21 protein-coding genes and 1 pseudogene are annotated in these 16,883 nt (G+C 49.1%); 18 read left to right on the top strand and 4 right to left on the bottom strand.

The annotated features are described in order from the left end of the window. The first annotated feature begins 10 nt into the window (after nucleotides 1-10). The 9 genes and pseudogenes from EDF88_RS04140 to EDF88_RS24650 all read left to right on the top strand — a co-directional run bounded on the left by EDF88_RS04140 (nucleotide 11) and on the right by EDF88_RS24650 (nucleotide 6,037). On the top strand, nucleotides 11-1,372 hold the full coding sequence (locus tag EDF88_RS04140; protein WP_134183073.1) for an ethanolamine ammonia-lyase subunit EutB: 1,362 nt from the start codon (nucleotides 11-13) through the stop codon (nucleotides 1,370-1,372). Between the two features lie 19 nt (nucleotides 1,373-1,391). Next, nucleotides 1,392-2,288, top strand: coding sequence for an ethanolamine ammonia-lyase subunit EutC (eutC, locus tag EDF88_RS04135; RefSeq protein WP_134183071.1), 897 nt, complete (start codon nucleotides 1,392-1,394; stop codon nucleotides 2,286-2,288). 13 nt (nucleotides 2,289-2,301) lie between these two features. Further along, entirely contained in the window at nucleotides 2,302-2,961 is a 660-nt protein-coding gene (eutL, locus tag EDF88_RS04130) for an ethanolamine utilization microcompartment protein EutL (protein ID WP_134183069.1), read from the top strand. Between the two features lie 10 nt (nucleotides 2,962-2,971). Further along, complete coding sequence (gene eutK, locus EDF88_RS04125) at nucleotides 2,972-3,454, top strand: ethanolamine utilization microcompartment protein EutK (protein ID WP_134183067.1); 483 nt, start codon at nucleotides 2,972-2,974, stop codon at nucleotides 3,452-3,454. An 18-nt stretch (nucleotides 3,455-3,472) separates the two neighbouring features. Then, nucleotides 3,473-4,525 (top strand): HTH-type transcriptional regulator EutR, encoded by a 1,053-nt coding sequence (gene eutR, locus EDF88_RS04120; RefSeq protein WP_134183065.1) that lies wholly within the window; start codon nucleotides 3,473-3,475, stop codon nucleotides 4,523-4,525. Nucleotides 4,526-4,843: 318 nt separating this feature from the next. Continuing rightward, nucleotides 4,844-5,269 carry a nucleoside triphosphatase NudI gene (nudI, locus tag EDF88_RS04115; RefSeq protein ID WP_134183063.1) on the top strand — a complete coding sequence of 142 codons (426 nt, stop codon included), beginning with the start codon at nucleotides 4,844-4,846 and terminating at the stop codon, nucleotides 5,267-5,269. A 34-nt stretch (nucleotides 5,270-5,303) separates the two neighbouring features. After that, the gene (locus tag EDF88_RS04110; RefSeq protein WP_134183061.1) at nucleotides 5,304-5,531 is read left to right on the top strand and encodes a hypothetical protein; all 228 of its coding nucleotides are present in this window, start codon (nucleotides 5,304-5,306) and stop codon (nucleotides 5,529-5,531) included. A 3-nt stretch (nucleotides 5,532-5,534) separates the two neighbouring features. Beyond that, nucleotides 5,535-5,693, top strand: a pseudogene (locus EDF88_RS04105) (heme-binding protein); the annotation flags it as partial. A gap of 182 nt (nucleotides 5,694-5,875) precedes the next feature. Next, entirely contained in the window at nucleotides 5,876-6,037 is a 162-nt protein-coding gene (locus EDF88_RS24650) for a hypothetical protein (protein ID WP_166671945.1), read from the top strand. Between the two features lie 74 nt (nucleotides 6,038-6,111). Here EDF88_RS24650 and EDF88_RS04100 read toward each other — a convergent pair whose 3' ends face one another. Further along, nucleotides 6,112-6,426, bottom strand: a complete 315-nt coding sequence (locus EDF88_RS04100; RefSeq protein WP_134183057.1) for a hypothetical protein — start codon at nucleotides 6,424-6,426, stop codon at nucleotides 6,112-6,114. Nucleotides 6,427-6,754: 328 nt separating this feature from the next. Between EDF88_RS04100 and EDF88_RS04095 the strand changes: the two genes are divergently transcribed. Continuing rightward, nucleotides 6,755-7,399 (top strand): hypothetical protein, encoded by a 645-nt coding sequence (locus EDF88_RS04095; RefSeq protein WP_134183056.1) that lies wholly within the window; start codon nucleotides 6,755-6,757, stop codon nucleotides 7,397-7,399. A 252-nt stretch (nucleotides 7,400-7,651) separates the two neighbouring features. Further along, nucleotides 7,652-8,353, top strand: a complete 702-nt coding sequence (gene tolA / locus EDF88_RS25085) for a cell envelope integrity protein TolA (RefSeq protein WP_347876563.1) — start codon at nucleotides 7,652-7,654, stop codon at nucleotides 8,351-8,353. Between the two features lie 100 nt (nucleotides 8,354-8,453). Here tolA and EDF88_RS04085 read toward each other — a convergent pair whose 3' ends face one another. Next, the gene (locus EDF88_RS04085) at nucleotides 8,454-8,975 is read right to left on the bottom strand and encodes a GNAT family N-acetyltransferase (RefSeq protein WP_134183054.1); all 522 of its coding nucleotides are present in this window, start codon (nucleotides 8,973-8,975) and stop codon (nucleotides 8,454-8,456) included. Between the two features lie 133 nt (nucleotides 8,976-9,108). Then, nucleotides 9,109-9,444 (bottom strand): anti-adapter protein IraP, encoded by a 336-nt coding sequence (iraP, locus tag EDF88_RS04080; RefSeq protein ID WP_064518350.1) that lies wholly within the window; start codon nucleotides 9,442-9,444, stop codon nucleotides 9,109-9,111. Between the two features lie 447 nt (nucleotides 9,445-9,891). Between iraP and sufA the strand changes: the two genes are divergently transcribed. From sufA to EDF88_RS04045, 7 genes are all read left to right on the top strand, one after another. Further along, nucleotides 9,892-10,260: a Fe-S cluster assembly scaffold SufA gene (gene sufA / locus EDF88_RS04075; RefSeq protein WP_064518352.1), complete on the top strand. Its 369-nt coding sequence runs from the start codon at nucleotides 9,892-9,894 to the stop codon at nucleotides 10,258-10,260. 8 nt (nucleotides 10,261-10,268) lie between these two features. Beyond that, nucleotides 10,269-11,753, top strand: coding sequence for a Fe-S cluster assembly protein SufB (sufB, locus tag EDF88_RS04070; RefSeq protein ID WP_064518354.1), 1,485 nt, complete (start codon nucleotides 10,269-10,271; stop codon nucleotides 11,751-11,753). Between the two features lie 16 nt (nucleotides 11,754-11,769). Then, entirely contained in the window at nucleotides 11,770-12,516 is a 747-nt protein-coding gene (gene sufC / locus EDF88_RS04065) for a Fe-S cluster assembly ATPase SufC (RefSeq protein WP_064518357.1), read from the top strand. Then, entirely contained in the window at nucleotides 12,491-13,771 is a 1,281-nt protein-coding gene (sufD, locus tag EDF88_RS04060) for a Fe-S cluster assembly protein SufD (RefSeq protein ID WP_064518359.1), read from the top strand. Before sufC ends, sufD begins: the two co-directional genes overlap by 26 nt. Continuing rightward, the gene (gene sufS, locus EDF88_RS04055; RefSeq protein ID WP_134183052.1) at nucleotides 13,768-14,988 is read left to right on the top strand and encodes a cysteine desulfurase SufS; all 1,221 of its coding nucleotides are present in this window, start codon (nucleotides 13,768-13,770) and stop codon (nucleotides 14,986-14,988) included. The genes sufD and sufS overlap by 4 nt, the downstream gene beginning before the upstream one ends. Nucleotides 14,989-15,001: 13 nt before the next feature. After that, the gene (gene sufE / locus EDF88_RS04050; RefSeq protein ID WP_064518364.1) at nucleotides 15,002-15,418 is read left to right on the top strand and encodes a cysteine desulfuration protein SufE; all 417 of its coding nucleotides are present in this window, start codon (nucleotides 15,002-15,004) and stop codon (nucleotides 15,416-15,418) included. A gap of 100 nt (nucleotides 15,419-15,518) precedes the next feature. Continuing rightward, nucleotides 15,519-16,568 carry a L,D-transpeptidase family protein gene (locus EDF88_RS04045; protein WP_134183050.1) on the top strand — a complete coding sequence of 350 codons (1,050 nt, stop codon included), beginning with the start codon at nucleotides 15,519-15,521 and terminating at the stop codon, nucleotides 16,566-16,568. A gap of 74 nt (nucleotides 16,569-16,642) precedes the next feature. On the opposite strand, the gene EDF88_RS04040 is transcribed toward EDF88_RS04045, so the two are convergent. Further along, entirely contained in the window at nucleotides 16,643-16,879 is a 237-nt protein-coding gene (locus EDF88_RS04040) for a major outer membrane lipoprotein (protein WP_034455915.1), read from the bottom strand. Between the last annotated feature and the right edge of the window lie 4 nt (nucleotides 16,880-16,883).

Genomic DNA, 16,883 nt, shown 5'->3' with positions numbered 1-16,883 from the left:
GATCGACACAATGAAACTAAAAACCACGCTGTTTGGGCAAGTTTATCAGTTCAAGGATGTTAAAGAAGTGCTGGCGAAAGCCAACGAATTACGTTCCGGCGATGTGCTGGCGGGCGTGTCTGCACACAGTTCACAGGAACGTGTGGCGGCAAAACAGGTGTTGTCTGAGATGACGGTTGCGGATATCCGCATGAACCCGGTTATCGCTTATGAAGATGACTGCGTGACGCGCATTATCCAGGACGACATCAACGAAACGTCCTATGCGCGGATTAAAAACTGGAGCATCAGCGAGCTGCGCGAGTACATCCTCAGCGATGAGACCAGCGTTGATGATATTGCCTTTTTACGTAAAGGCATCAGCTCCGAAGTGGTGGCAGCAGTGGCTAAAATCTGCTCGAACGCGGATTTGATCTATGGCGGAAAAAAAATGCCTGTCATCAAAAAAGCGAATACCACAATTGGCTTGCCGGGCACCTTTAGTGCACGCCTGCAACCGAACGATACGCGTGATGATGTGCGCAGTATCGAAGCTCAAATTTACGAAGGGCTGTGTTTTGGTGTGGGCGATGCGGTGATTGGCGTCAACCCGGTAACAGATGATGTAGGCAACTTAACCCGCGTACTCGACACCATTTACAGCGTTATCGACAAGTATTCGATTCCGACGCAAGGCTGCGTACTGGCGCACGTCACCACGCAAATTGAGGCTATCAAGCGCGGCGCACCCGGAGGGCTTATCTTCCAGAGTATTTGTGGCAGCGAGAAGGGGCTAAAAGAGTTCGGCGTTGAGCTAGCCATGCTGGATGAGGCTCGTGCGGTAGGGGCGGAGTTTAACCGCATCGCCGGGGAAAACTGCCTGTACTTCGAAACCGGGCAAGGTTCGGCACTTTCCGCTGGGGCAAACTTTGGTGCCGATCAGGTGACAATGGAAGCCAGAAATTACGGCCTGGCACGCCATTACGATCCTTTCATCGTCAACACCGTCGTCGGGTTTATCGGGCCGGAATACCTCTATAACGACCGGCAGATTATCCGTGCCGGGCTTGAAGACCACTTCATGGGCAAGTTAAGTGGCATCTCTATGGGTTGTGACTGCTGTTACACCAACCACGCAGATGCGGACCAGAACCTCAACGAGAACCTGATGATCCTGCTGGCAACCGCCGGATGTAATTACATCATGGGGATGCCGCTGGGTGACGACATCATGCTCAATTACCAGACCACGGCATTCCACGATACCGCTACCGTGCGCCAGCTTCTAAACCTGCGCCCATCGCCGGAGTTTGAAGCGTGGCTGGAAACAATGGGATTGATGGCTAATGGCCGTTTAACGTCCCGGGCTGGCGATCCGTCGCTGTTCTTCTGAAATCATTAGGGAAATCATCATGGACCAAAAACAGATTGAAGAAATTGTACGCAGCGTGCTGGAGAATATGGAAACCCCAGCCAATGCCGTGCAGCCTGCGGTTGTTGCTTCCCCAACTATGCCTGTCGTGGCGCAAACAACAACAGAAGAAAGTTGCAGTGTCGATTTAGGTTCTACTGAGGCCAAAATGTGGATTGGCGTGCAGAACCCGCATCGCGCTGATGTGCTTGAAGAGTTGCGCCACAGCACGGTTGCCCGTGTATGCACCGGCCGCGCCGGGCCGCGCCCCCGCACTCAGGCTTTGTTGCGCTTCTTAGCTGACCATTCACGCTCGAAAGATACCGTTCTTAAAGAAGTGCCCGCCGAATGGGTGCAGCAGCAAGGGCTACTGGAGCTACAATCAGAAATCAGCGACAAAAACCTCTACCTTACACGCCCGGATTTGGGGCGCCGCCTTAGCGCTAATGCCATCGAATTGCTGCGCACCAGTTGCAAACAGAACCCGGATGTTCAGGTCGTCATTTCCGACGGTCTTTCAACAGATGCTATCACCGCCAACTATGGCGAAATTTTGCCACCACTGCTGCAAGGACTGGAACAATCCGGGCTACATGTCGGCACACCGTTCTTTGTGCGCTATGGGCGCGTGAAGATTGAAGACCAAATCGGTGAGCTACTGGGGGCGAAAGTGGTGATTTTGCTGGTGGGCGAACGCCCAGGGCTTGGGCAATCGGAAAGTTTGTCTTGCTACGCCGTTTACTCACCAAAAACTGCCACCACGGTGGAAGCCGACCGCACCTGTATCTCTAACATTCACCGGGGTGGTACACCGCCAGTAGAAGCGGCGGCCGTCATTGTCGAACTTGCTAAACGTATGCTGGCGCAGAAAGCGTCGGGCATCAACCTGACTCGTTAAAGGGAGCATTACCATGCCAGCTTTAGATTTGATTAAACCGAATGTGAAAGCGATGCGGGTTATCGCCAACGTCAGTGAAGGGTTTGCCCGTGAGCTGAAACTGCCTGCCCATATTCGTAGCCTGGGTTTGATTACTGCTGATTCTGATGATGTAACCTATATTGCCGCCGACGAAGCGACTAAACAGGCACAGGTTGAAGTGGTGTTTGGGCGTTCGTTGTATGCTGGCGCCGCACACGGCCCGTCACCTACAGCCGGGGAAGTTCTGATTATGCTGGGTGGGCCAAATCCTGCTGAAGTGCGTGCCGGGCTGGATTCGATGTTTGCCACTATTGAACAGGGGCCTGCTTTTCAGTGGGCTAACGATGCGGAAGATACCGCATTTCTGGCTCATCTAATCTCCCGGACAGGCTCGTATCTTTCAACAACGGCAGGGATCTTGCTGGGGGACCCAATGGCCTACCTGGTTGCACCGCCGCTGGAAGCCACGTTTGGCATTGATGCTGCGTTGAAATCTGCTGATGTGCGCATTGTCACTTACGTGCCGCCACCGTCGGAAACCAACTACTCGGCAGCCTTTATGACGGGCAGTCAGGCCGCTTGTAAAGCCGCCTGTAACGCCTTTAGTGAAGCTGTGCTTGAGATAGCGCGTAATCCAATTCAGCGTGCATAGGGGGTAAACGATGAACTCACTCGGTTTGCTCGAAGTGTACGGCCTGGTCGCGGGGATTGATGCTGCGGATGCGATGCTAAAGGCAGCAAACGTGCGCTTATTGAACCACGAAGTGCTCAATCCTGGCATGGTGACGTTAGTTGTTGAAGGGGATCTCGCGGCTTGTCGTGCAGCGCTGGATGCAGGCTCTGCTGCTGCCAGCCGCACCGGACGAGTTGTTAGCCGTAAGGAACTGGGCCGCCCTGATGAAGACATTGAGCGGCTGGTTTGCAGTTTTGGCCGTAAGCCCGCAGCCAAACGGGTGGCAGTCAAACCCATGGAAACACAAGCGTTACTCGATGCGCTGCAAACCCAGGAGCACGGCATGACGGCGGGTGAAGTCGCGGCACACTTTAACTGGCCGCTCGAAGAAGCCAGAACGCAACTTGAGGCTTTATTCCATGACGGAAAATTGCGTAAGCGTAACAGCCGTTATCGTCTGAAGTCTGAGTAGTATCGCAAGGAGTCGCGTATGAGTAAGAAAATTAATACTGACTTACATCATCTGCGTAAAACGGAGTATGCGCGGGACGAAAAGGTGACACCTCTGATTGAAGATGATGTCATTCAACAGCGTGTGACAAAAGATGTCTATGAACATGCCTGCACCATCACTGCGTGGCAGCAACTTTACGATCAGCTCCAGCCTGGGCATTTTCAGGGTGAACTGACTGAGATGCTATTTGATGACATCCAAATGTTCCGTGAATACACCAGCCTTGCCCTTCGCCAGTCTTGCATGGTGTGGCCGAATGCCTTCTGGTTTGGCATTCCGGCCACGCATGGCGAAAAAGGGTTTATCGGTACTCAACTGTTGGGGAAAGAGGAGATCGCGGCCCGCCCCGGAGGGACGGAGTTTGAGCTTAGCACACCAGATGAATACACTATTCTCGGCGTGGTGATTGCCAACGATGTGCTATTTCGTAATGCCGGATTGTTTCAGCAACCCGATGTTTTATTTGAGCTTTTGCAAAATAACTCTGCGCTGGATGTGTGCCAGCAGAAAAAAGAGACAATCTGGCGTTTTATCAATGAAGCGCTGGCTCATGGCAGTCATGACCCTGAATGTATGCGCAACGAAAACGTGCGCAGAGTACTGACACATAATTTGCTCTCGGGGATGAGTGAACTACTGGAAAGTGCCCAGCCGGTAGCATCAGAACTGATGTCTCGTAAAATCAGCTACCAGCGCCTGGTATCACAGGCACGTGACTGTGTGTTAAGTCGCACATCGGAACCGTTAACGGTACTCGAGCTGTGCAATGAGTTACACGTTAGCCGCCGTACTTTGCAAAATGGTTTCCATGCAGTGCTGGGTATCGGGCCGAACGCATGGCTTAAAACACTTCGTTTAAATGCAGTTCGCCGGGAATTGATAAGCCCGTGGTCTAACTGGAATACGGTGAAGGACGCGGCGATGCATTGGGGCTTTTGGCACCTCGGACAGTTCGCCACTGATTATCAACGCTTGTTCCTGGAAAAGCCTTCTGAGACATTGCATTTGCGTGGTCGTGAATGGCAGTGATAGAAGGAATTAATCTTGGATGACGCTGCGCTAACCCGATACCGTTTCAAGATACATGGGTGGATTAGCGCAAGCGATATCCACCGGTTTCTTTAAGCTATGTTTGTGGTTCGCAGGAATCGGTGTTTTCAAATCATCCACCCACGCATTCACCAGGCACATCAATACTCCATTAAGCAACCGCACTTATTTCGATAAATTCTAATCACCGTTCTCCTCGCAAATATCTAATTATCAGAGCCATAGGCATTATGCCAGGTGAGACTCACGAGCGCATTTCTGCTAACGTCAGCAAAACTAAAGACATCAGGAGGTCGTATGCGTCAGAGAATTATCGTCTGCCCAATTATTGAAAATAACGGTGAAGTACTGCTGTGTAAGATGGCAGACGATCGCGGAGTGTTTCCGGGGCAATGGGCGTTATCCGGCGGTGGAATGGAGCCGGGTGAAAAAATGGAAGAGGCTTTGCTACGAGAAATTCGTGAAGAGTTGGGCGTTGAACTCCAGATAACCACCATTAAGCCGTGGACCTTTGCCGACGACGTGCGAGTGAAGAGCTATGCTGATGGCAGCAAAGAAGAAATCTATATGATTTATCTGTTGTTTGACTGCGTGAGCGCCAATCGCCATGTCACGTTTAACGAAGAATTTCAGGAGATCGCCTGGGTTAAACATTCAGAACTGGGCAACTATGATTTGAATGAAGCGACACGAGCGACCTTCAGCAAAAAAGGCTGGCTTTGATCTCTATTGTACATATCCGAAATTAAGGAACCCGATGCGTAAAGTCCTCATCTGGCTGATTCTCACTGCGCTTTGTGTCGGGGGCGTGGTTGTCTATGCTCTGCATCAGCAGTATGAGGAACAAAGCGCTGAGTTCCGTATTTTGTATCGCGATATCACGGTCAAACTTGGGCAAAATAATGTCATTCTCGCCTTGCTTTCAAACAGTAGCGACCCGGCCTTAGCGCAGAAGAAATTCCCCACAAGGTTCTTTGTTGATTGATTTATCCCATGCTTCTTATTATTGGACGACGGAATACCGGTGAAAGTTGATAACCAAACCATCGGTGCCATTGGTATCGGCGGTGCACCGGGCGACCATTTGGGTCAGCAATGTGCCGTTGATGCGCTAGAGGCAAATAAAGCAGCCCTCAACGCATCCTGATATCGAGTTTCATGACGTTGTAGGCGTATTGTGGCGTGCAACGTCATGTGTAAATGCACTTGTGCAACATATTCTCCTTTGCCCCTGTTGAGATTATTTGTCAAAATAGTGTATTCAGCGTCAAATACTTTGCGTATTACACGGACGTTTTTTATACATTGATGAGAAGTAAGGGAGTTAAAATGAAGTATATATTCGCGCTTATGTTGAGTCTGACATTATCCGGATGCACCGCGAGCGATTGGGTCGATGCTGCTGGTGGAATAATGCAGGCTACTGATAAAAATGAAAAAGATTCAAGAAATAAGCGCATAAAAGCGGCTAACAAAGCTGCGGGTTATTAAGATTTAAACAAACTGTAAAAGTGGATTAAGTCATTCCTCTTCTGAACGTATTGAGTAAGAAGAGGAATGATCTTTTACTGACTAAATACTCCCTTAGCTCTCGCCTCCTGGCACGAGATATAGCCATAATGCTTTCGGTTTCCATTCTTATCGAAAGCGACATAGAAAGGCATTGTCTCTGTATCTTTTTTTAGTCTGTAGTTAATGCAAGTTCCGTTGATTTCTGGAACATTCATCTCACTATCTGGTTCCCCTCCTGCAGCAATAACCGTACTTTTTGTCGCGCTATTTGCGTATGTTGCTTGCACCACAGGTTCATTATCAAACTTCATAAAGCTAAAATTACAGGAGCTTAATAAAGGCACAATTATAAAAAGTATATAGCGCATTAAATATCCTTCCGTAGATGAAATCTACCACTAAAGTAATGTAATTAAACCGGGCAATTATTGCCGTTTAAATTCATCTGCTCATATATTTTGCTCATATGGGAAACGTATTTCTCATATCTCTGAGCAACAATTGACTGACTACAACATTATCGCAAAAAGAGAAGACGAGAGCGATAAGACAAACGTTGCCTGGGCTGGGGTTATATCCATGTTATTTGTAATGACAAGTGTTGGTAGTCTTCGTATTATACGATGTCTAAAATTAAAGCATACGAATAATCTCATAACTATCATTGTGTTAATAACATTTTATGCGCGAGGAATCATGAAGCTCAAACTAGTTACAGGCCTGTTTTTGATGGCTGCTGTGGGTAATGCCTATAGTGAGACACTAATGTCTAATGGTCAGCCCATCTCAGTTAATTTAAGCAACAAAGGTACGGCAAGTATCTCAAACTGTGCTGAATACGTTGCGTTCAGAAAGGAGGGTGGGACTGTCAACGATTACCCCGGTCTTTCTGACCCGGATTTCAGGGAGGCGCAGGATGCACTGAAAAATTGTTATCTGGATGCCTATGCCAATGAAAATGGTTTAAAGGAAGTTACGCCTTCATTGACGACTTTATCTGTAGTAAACGTTGTTGAACATTTTCCAGCTCAAGCTGCCCTGGCGATAAGTGATGAAGAAGTTGCAAAACTGAAAAAGAACTTTATCGGCAAGACAATTATTGATACTGCGCCAGATTTAAAATCCGACGGTGGGCGCATGATTTCTACAAAAACGGATAGCGGCTACATGGTTTGGAATCGTCGGGCTTTCGAAGATAGTGCCGGGAAGATGTATTCATTTATAACTTTATCTTCTTTCCCACTCTCCGGTACATATGCATCTTTAAGGACATATCAGATATTGTCAGAAGAAGAGAAAGTTTGGACGATTAAAGAAGTGACTGAAAATAGTCCACTATAAAAAGGGAAAAGGCGCTATCAAGCGCCTTTGAAAGTTGAGAGTTCATCTTCAATGCTTCGAATGGAACTCATGGGGCTATGCACTGGCAATACGTGATAAGCACGAACCCGCCTTATGCAGTTCTAGGCGAGAGTGACAGTTTTATAAAAGTGAAATTATTTCAATTGGATACAAAAGTTGATTTCAATCTACTCGTGAGTATTTCATTTCGCTGACAATCCCTCTTTGTGGCTTTTTTTTATGGAAGGGAAAGTGAAGAATTTTAATTTCAGATTCAGCGGGTCTGGCCTGGTATTAATCGTGATTGCCTGTACCGTAATATTATCTGGTTGTGTTAAACGTCAACCAAGCACCCCTTTGTTGCAGCCTTTAGAATGGCGTGCTTGCCCACAGGTTCAATATCCAGCCAGGGCACATGCAACGAAACAAGAAGGTGTTGTTCATGCCGTAATGCATGTCGATTCTGGCGGGAAAGTTACTTCAGTGGACACATCAGGTGATGAGTTATTTTTCCGTGAGACTGTTAACGCACTTAAACGGTGCAAGTTTCCTGAAGGAACGGCAGCACAAGTCTGGAGAACGGTGACATTTAAACTGCAAGGCGGTGCTTCAATTGAATACCCATCACCTAAAGAAGTGGATGATTTATTAGGTGATCTTTCATCGAGCGAAGATCATAACAAATTAAATAGTGAGGTTGGGAGTTACGCTGGCGAGATTAAAACGGCAATAGAGAGCAAGTTTTATGATCACGTTTCATTTAATGGAATGACCTGCTATGTCCGAGTTAATCTGGCACCTGATGGCTTACTCATGGTAATCAGAGCAGAACGTGGTGACGCATCTTTGTGCCACGCAGCTCTAAATGCAGCCAGTCAGGCTCATATACCAGCACCACCAAATAAGGCTATATATGAAGTTTTCAAAAATGCGCCATTAGATTTCAAACCATAAGAGTTAAACAAACTATAAAAGTGGATTAAGCCATTCCTCTTCTGAACGTGTTGAGTAAGAAGAGGAATATTGATGAAGTTAATTGCATCTGAAAAGCTGATTATTTTTCAAATAAGCGTTCGAGCTTGAAGCACTGCGCTCCTTTATATAAGCACTCATCATAAATACGGTAACCGATATGTTGAGCAACGCGAATTGAAGCCGGGTGATGCTTCACAATAAGGCACACGGTTTTGGATGGCGAAAACGAATCGACATACCAATGGTGTGCGGCATCGGCAGCCTCTTTTGCAATCCCGCAGCCCTGGGCCATGCGCGTAATGACCCATGAAGCTTCAGCGCATTTATCAAACGCTTCATCAACATTACGATGAAAATTAGCCAGCCCCGTTTCCCCTAAAAAAACACCATCAGATTTTTGGAAGATGGAGAAGATCCCGAATCCAAATGTTGACCAGTGCCCGATGTTTCTCAAAATACGATTCCATCCTTCTTCCGGTGTAAACCCTGGAGAATTGGTCACATGGAAAATTTCAGGGTCCGCATACATGGGCAACCACACATCAAAATCTGCAATGGTTTGAGGACGTAAAATTAATCTTTCCGTTTCAATGATTGTCATTAATTTATCTTTTACGTTTTTATCCAAAAAACAGGGCTTTCTAGTCTAAAAAGTAATCCCATCTCGTTTTCATTACCCAGCCTCGACGTTCTGAGTAAAGGGCTAAAAGCATGACTTCTAGCCTGGGGTAAACTCATTCAGCAGCCGTTTCGCCAGGCATACTTTTCAGAGCTTCAAGATCAATCTCAGCATCGTTTGTTTCCAGCAGTTGCGTTAACAAAAGAAGGTTATTGAATTCATTTAAAAGTATCTCAGCGTCAGTCTTCAGGGGAGTATCAGCCGCATCTAAAGCTGCATTGATTGCTTTTCTGACGTTCTCAAGCATTTCATTCATACCGCCATTTTTACCAATGGTCAGTAACAATGCTCCTATAAGCAAAGATTGAGCTTCGACTTTTGCCGCCAGTTGCTTGGCTTCGGCATCCATTTTAGAAATTTTTGCTATCACACCCAGTATCAAGTTTTTCATTAAAGCCCCATTTCTAGCCAGATAACCCCTAAACAAAATTAGGGTGAGATTTATTTGATGAAAATGAAAATAGCCTAAGTTGTGACTGTGCACCACTCCGCCGGGTGAACATCATGTGCCTGACGTTTATTAGAATGCGCATGTATGCATTGGCGATGAACATCATCGTGCTCACTGGAGCTACCAATCGCATAAATCGGTATTCTCTATACATCTTTTACTTTCTATCACCTAAGTTTTCTTATTCCAGTTAAATTCTCTTAATTTCATTGGGTTAAATAGCTCATTTCACCGCCTGCAAGACTTTCAGCAGGGTCTATCCTTAGTTAAGACGCCTAAAAATAGCGCATTTCGTGAATACCCCTGTTATCAGGATGTTGTATTGATAATAGTTATCATTAACATAGGGTATTGGCCTTTGGGCGGCAAAACATAAAGAGGTGAACTATGGATGTGCAAACCGGTAGCTTCGATCCCAGTGAGTTTGCCTGGAAGGGACTGACGTTAACCCCTGATGCTGTGGCTCATATTCGCAAACTGGCCAGCCAGCAGCCGGATTTCCTCGGTGTACGTTTGGGCATTAAACAGACCGGGTGCGCGGGTTTCGGCTATGTGCTGGATACCGTCAAAGAGCCTAAATCTGACGACCTCCTATTTGAAACGGACGGTGCAAAGCTGTGGGTGCCACTTTCAGCAATGCCGTTCATCGACGGAACGGAAGTCGATTATGTGCGCGAAGGATTAAACGAAATATTCAAATTCAACAACCCGAAAGCACAGCACGAATGCGGCTGTGGTGAAAGCTTTGGGGTGTAGGCGGGATTATGTCACGTAACACTGAAACGTCTGAAGAAGTGCAAACCTGGGCGGGTGGCCACTCTTATAAAGAAGGCTTTTTCACCCAGTTGAAAACCGACGAAATGGCTCACGGCATCAATGAGGATGTGGTGCGGGCAATCTCTGCGCGGCGTAATGAGCCTGAGTGGATGCTTGAGTTTCGTCTGAGTGCATATCGCGCCTGGGTTGAGATGGAAGAGCCGCACTGGCTGAAGGCCCATTACGATAAGCTGAACTATCAGGATTACAGCTACTACTCGGCACCGTCGTGCGGCAGTTGCGATGATAATTGTGAATCGCAACCCGGCGCGGTCCAGAAGCCTGGTAGCAACGCTTATCTGACCGGTGAAGTGGAAGAGGCATTTAAACAGCTCGGTGTTCCGGTGCGCGAAGGCTCGAATATCGCCATGGATGCGATTTTTGACTCCGTTTCTGTGGCGACCACGTACCGTGAAAAACTCTCTGAACAGGGCATTATTTTCTGCTCTTTTGGCGAGGCCATTCATGAATTCCCGGAGCTGGTGCAAAAATATCTTGGCACCGTCGTGCCGAGTAACGATAACTTTTTTGCGGCCCTCAACGCAGCAGTGGCATCCGACGGGACGTTTATTTATGTGCCGAAAGGTGTGCGTTGCCCGATGGAACTGTCCACCTATTTCCGTATCAACGCTGAGAAAACAGGTCAGTTCGAACGTACCATTTTAGTGGCCGACGAAGGCAGTTACGTCAGCTATATCGAAGGGTGCTCGGCACCGGTGCGCGACAGCTACCAGCTTCACGCCGCAGTGGTGGAAGTCATCATCCATAAAGATGCCGAAGTGAAATATTCCACGGTGCAAAACTGGTTCCCCGGCGACGGCAACACTGGCGGCATTCTGAACTTCGTGACCAAACGCGCCTTGTGCGAAGGCGCGAACAGCAAAATGTCCTGGACGCAGTCTGAAACCGGCTCGGCGATCACCTGGAAATACCCAAGTGTGATTCTGCGCGGCGATAACTCGATTGGCGAGTTCTTCTCGGTGGCGCTGACGGCAGGGAATCAGCAGGCCGACACTGGCACCAAGATGATTCATATTGGTAAAAACACCCGCTCGACGATTATCTCGAAAGGGATCTCGGCCGGACACAGCCAGAACAGCTATCGCGGTTTAGTGAAAATCATGCCGACGGCGACAAACGCCCGTAACTTCACCCAGTGCGATTCCATGCTTATTGGGCCGGACAGCGGCGCGCATACTTTCCCGTATGTTGAATGTCGCAACAACACCGCCCAGCTTGAGCACGAAGCAACTACATCGCGCATTGGTGAAGACCAGCTGTTCTATTGCCTGCAACGTGGGATAGCCCAGGACGATGCCATTTCAATGATCGTCAACGGGTTCTGTAAAGACGTGTTCTCAGAATTACCGCTCGAATTCGCGGTGGAAGCACAAAAACTATTAGCGATTAGCCTTGAGCACAGTGTTGGTTAAGGATTAAGGGAAAATTATGCTGAGCATTAAAGATTTACAGGTAAGCGTTGAGGACAAAGAGATCCTGCGCGGTTTGAGCCTTGAAGTGAAACCCGGCGAAGTGCACGCCATTATGGGGCCGAATGGCTCAGGGAAAAGTACGCTTTCCGCAACGCTTGCCGGGCGTGATGACTATGAAGTCACCGGGGGGGAGGTTCATTTTAAAGGCAAAGACCTGCTGGAATTATCACCTGAAGATCGCGCAGGCGAAGGCATCTTTATGGCGTTTCAATACCCGGTGGAAATTCCCGGCGTTAGCAACCAGTTCTTCTTGCAAACCGCGCTGAATGCGGTGCGAGAGTATCGAGGTCTTGAAGAACTCGACCGTTTTGATTTTCAGGATTTGATGGAAGAGAAGATCAAACTGCTGAAAATGCCGGAAGATTTGCTGACTCGTTCGGTGAACGTGGGTTTCTCTGGCGGTGAGAAAAAACGCAACGATATTTTGCAGATGGCGGTTCTTGAACCTGAACTTTGCATTCTTGATGAGACCGACTCCGGGCTGGACATTGACGCCTTAAAAATCGTGGCGGAAGGGGTTAACTCCCTGCGTGATGGCAACCGTTCGTTCATTATCGTTACTCACTACCAGCGTATTCTTGATTACATCAAGCCTGATTTTGTTCATGTGTTGTATCAGGGGAAAATTGTGAAATCGGGTGATTTCAGTCTGGTGAAACAACTGGAGGAGCAGGGTTATGGCTGGCTTACCGAACAGCAGTAACGGCAACGCCCTGCAACAGTGGCACCACCTGTTTGAAACGCAGGGCGAGAAACGCAGCAAAGAAGCTCAGGAACATATGCAGCAAATGCTGCGCCTGGGTCTGCCGACTCGTAAACATGAGAACTGGAAATACACCCCGCTTGATGGGCTGCTCAATAACCAGTTTGTCTTGCCTGCACCAGAGGCATTAACTGAGATTCAACGCGATGCGCTGGCGTTGTCAGTGGATGCGTGGCGGCTGGTGTTTGTTGACGGGCGCTTCAGTGCGCAATTGAGTGACGACTTAACCCAAAGTGGTTTTGAGGTGACGGTTGACGAAGCGCGCGACTCGCTACCGGCGGCAGTGCAGGGCGAAGTGTTCTTGCATTTGACTGAAAGCCTGGCAGAAACGGTGACCCACATTCGCGTGGCGCGTAATCACAGCCCGACGAAACCACTGTTGCTGATGCACATTAGCCGGGGCAGTGAGCAGGGCGAGATGAATACCGCTCATTATCGCCACCACTTGTCGCTTGGCGAAGGTGCTAAGGCAACGGTGATTGAGCATTACGTCAGCCTCGATGAGCACGCCCATTTTACCGGGGCGCGTTTTACGGCTGAAGTTGGTGCAAACAGCCAGTTGCATCACGACAAAATGGCTTTTGAAAATGCTCAAAGCTACCACTTTGCCCATAATGATTTAATCGTTGGTCAGGATGCGACAGTTGAAAGCAACAGCTTCTTGCTGGGGGCTGCGGTATTACGCCACAACACCAGTTCGCAATTAAACGGCGAGAACACACAACTGCATATGAACAGCCTGGCGTTGCCAATCAACAACGAAGTGTGCGACACCCGCACCTGGCTTGAACATAACAAGGGCTACTGTAATAGCCGCCAGTTACATAAAACTATCGTGCGTGACAAAGGTCGTGCGGTATTTAACGGCATGATCAAAGTGGCGCAGCACGCGATTAAAACCGACGGGCAGATGACCAACAATAACCTGCTGCTGGGGCGTCTTGCGGAAGTGGATACCAAGCCGCAATTGGAAATCTATGCCGATGATGTGAAATGCAGCCACGGTGCCACGATTGGCCGTATTGACGACGAACAGATGTTCTATCTGCGCTCACGCGGGATCAAAGAACAAGCCGCACTTCAGATGATTATTTTTGCCTTTGCCGCGCAGCTTACGGAAAGCATCAGTGACGGGGCATTAAAACAGCAGGTGCTGGAGCGTATCGGCCAGCGCTTTGCAGGAGGCGTTGCATGAGTTTTTCCATAGAACGGGTGCGTGCTGATTTCCCGATTCTGAGCCGGGAAGTGAATGGGCAGCCGCTGGTCTATTTAGACAGTGCTGCCAGTGCGCAAAAACCACAGGCGGTGATTAATGCCGAACTGGATTTTTACAGCCATGGTTACGCAGCGGTGCATCGCGGTATCCACACGCTGAGTGCAGAAGCCACCCAGCTGATGGAGAACGTGCGTAATCAGGTTGCAGGCTTCATTAATGCACGAACCCCGGAAGAAATTGTCTTTGTTCGCGGGACAACCGAAGGGATTAATCTGGTTGCTAATAGCTGGGGGCGTGCCAATATCCAGTCCGGGGATAACATCATTATTTCCGCGATGGAGCATCACGCCAATATCGTGCCATGGCAAATGCTCTGCGAGCAGACGGGCGCTACGCTGCGCGTTATTCCGCTCAATCAAGATGGCACCTTGCAGCTTGATGTGTTCCCGACGTTGATTGATGAGCGCACAAAACTGTTAGCGATTACCCAGGTTTCCAATGTGCTCGGCACCGAAAACCCGGTACGTGAAATGATTGCTACCGCGCATCAGGCAGGCGTGAAAGTGCTGGTGGATGGCGCCCAGGCGATTATGCACCACGCCATTGACGTGCAGGCGATGGATTGCGATTTCTATCTTTTCTCCGGCCACAAAATTTATGGGCCGACCGGGATTGGTGTGCTGTATGCGCGCGAGGAGATCCTACAAAACATGCCACCCTGGGAAGGGGGCGGGTCGATGATCGCAAGCGTTAGTCTGACAGAAGGCACCACGTATGCCGCAGCGCCGTGGCGTTTCGAGGCTGGCACACCTAATACTGCCGGGATTATCGGGCTGGGAGCGGCTCTACGCTACGTGGAGAGCCTGAATCTTGCCGAGGTTAGTGAGTATGAGCACTCGCTAATGCGCTACGCTCAGCAGGCGCTACAGGCGGTTCCTGATTTGACCATCTATGGCCCTGAACATCGTCTTGGGGTTATCGCCTTTAATCTTGGTAAGCATCATGCTTATGACGTGGGCAGCTTCCTTGATAACTACGGCATTGCGGTGCGCACCGGCCATCATTGTGCGATGCCGCTGATGGCGTTCTACAAAGTGCCAGCAATGTGCCGCGCTTCATTTGCTATGTACAACACCGAAGAAGAAGTCGACCGCCTGGTGGCAGGTTTACAGCGCATTCATCGCCTTCTGGGCTAACAGGGAGAAAGCCATGGCTACGTTGCCAGATAAAGATAAATTGCTGAAAAACTTCAGCCGCTGTAGCAACTGGGAAGAGAAATATCTCTATATTATCGAGCTGGGCGCGCGCCTTCCTGAATTAGCGCAAGCTGAACACAAGCCAGAAAATATCATTCAGGGCTGCCAGAGCCAGGTATGGATTGTGATGCACCAGCAACCCGATGGCGTGATTACCCTTGAGGGTGACAGCGACGCTGCTATTGTCAAAGGCCTGATTGCTATCGTGTTTATTCTCTACCAACAGATGACTTCGCAGGATATTGTCGCGTTTGATGTTCGCCCGTGGTTTGAGAAACTTGAACTGGCTCAACATCTTACGCCGTCTCGCTCTCAAGGGCTTGAAGCAATGATCCGCGCTATTCGCACCAAATCCGCCAATCTTAGCTAAACTCAAAGAACAGCTTTCATCCTGTTAACGCGAGGTAATTCTATTACCTCGCATGGCTTTCAGCATTCCGGCATTCAGCCGGTGAATACAGGAATTCAGTATGAAACGCGCGTTCTCTCAAATAACATTACTTTTGATTAGTGCCCTGGCGGCAAGCCAGTCGGCGTGGGCTGTCGATTATTTACTCCCGCCGCCGGGTAGCCGGATAATTGGCGAAAACCAAACTTATATCGTGCCTGATGATGGTAAAAACCTTGAAGCGGTTGCCGCGAAATATAATACCGGCGTGTTATTACTGCTTGAGGCAAACAATACTGTCGATCCCTTCCTGCCAAAAGCGGGCAGTGAGATAACGATTCCATCGCAAATGATCCTGCCGGATACGCCGCGAGAGGGGATTGTTATCAATCTTGCCGAGCTCCGGTTGTACTATTACCCGCCCGGGCAGAATCGTGTTGAAGTCTACCCACTGGGAATTGGCCAGCTTGGGCGCGAAACGCCTGTGATGGTGACACGCATCAGCCAGAAAATCCCGAATCCAACCTGGACGCCAACCTCTAATATTCGTGCGCGTTCAGCAGCGCAGGGTATTACGCTGCCTGCTGTCGTGCCTGCGGGGCCAAATAACCCGCTGGGTCGCTATGCTTTACGTCTTGAGCAGGGCGGTGGTGAATACCTGATTCATGGCACTAATGCGCGTAATAGCATCGGTTTGCGGGTGAGTTCGGGTTGTATGCGCATGCGGGCACCCGATATTAAGGCACTATTTAGCCAGGTGGCCTGGGGCACGAGAGTGCAAATCATCAACGAACCGGTGAAATTCAGCACTGAGCCTGATGGCCGGCGCTATGTGGAAGTGCATCAGCCACTGTCGCGCAACGACTGGGAAAACCCACAGACTGTCCCGATTGCGATTTCAGCTTCGTTTGGGTCGTTTATCGACAGCCCCATGAGTGACAAGGCGCAGGTCGATAGTGCTATCTCGAGAAGGTCGGGTTATCCGGTGTTGGTGAACGCGCCGCAGGGTGTGCCGTCACAACCGGTGAATATCACGCCAATACAGAGCGTCAGGACGACGACAGGCAGTGCGCCCGCAACAAGTAGTGGTGCAAGTGTGATAAGTGAGCAAAGCAGCGTGGTGATGAATTAGCGGGGTATTTCGTGTTGCAGGAATTTCAGGCAAAAAAATGGCGCACAATGTGCGCCATTTTAATACAAGTACTCTTACTTACGGTAAGAGTGAGCTTGGTTGTCCAGACGCTGGTTAGCGCGTGCTGCGTCGTCTTTAGCAGCTTGAACGTCAGAACGCATTGCGTTCACGTCGTTGCTCAGCTGATCAACTTTAGCGTTCAGAGTCTGAACGTCAGAAGACAGTTGATCAATTTTAGCGTTAGAAGAACAACCTGCCAGCATAGTAGAAGCCAGGATTACCGCGCCCAGTACCAGTTTAGTACGATTCATTATT

The organism is Buttiauxella sp. BIGb0552 (assembly GCF_004366275.1).
Taxonomy (GTDB): Bacteria; Pseudomonadota; Gammaproteobacteria; order Enterobacterales; family Enterobacteriaceae; genus Buttiauxella; species Buttiauxella gaviniae.
Note: the sequence above shows the minus strand (reverse complement) of the source record. Positions and strands in the feature narration are given on the sequence as shown.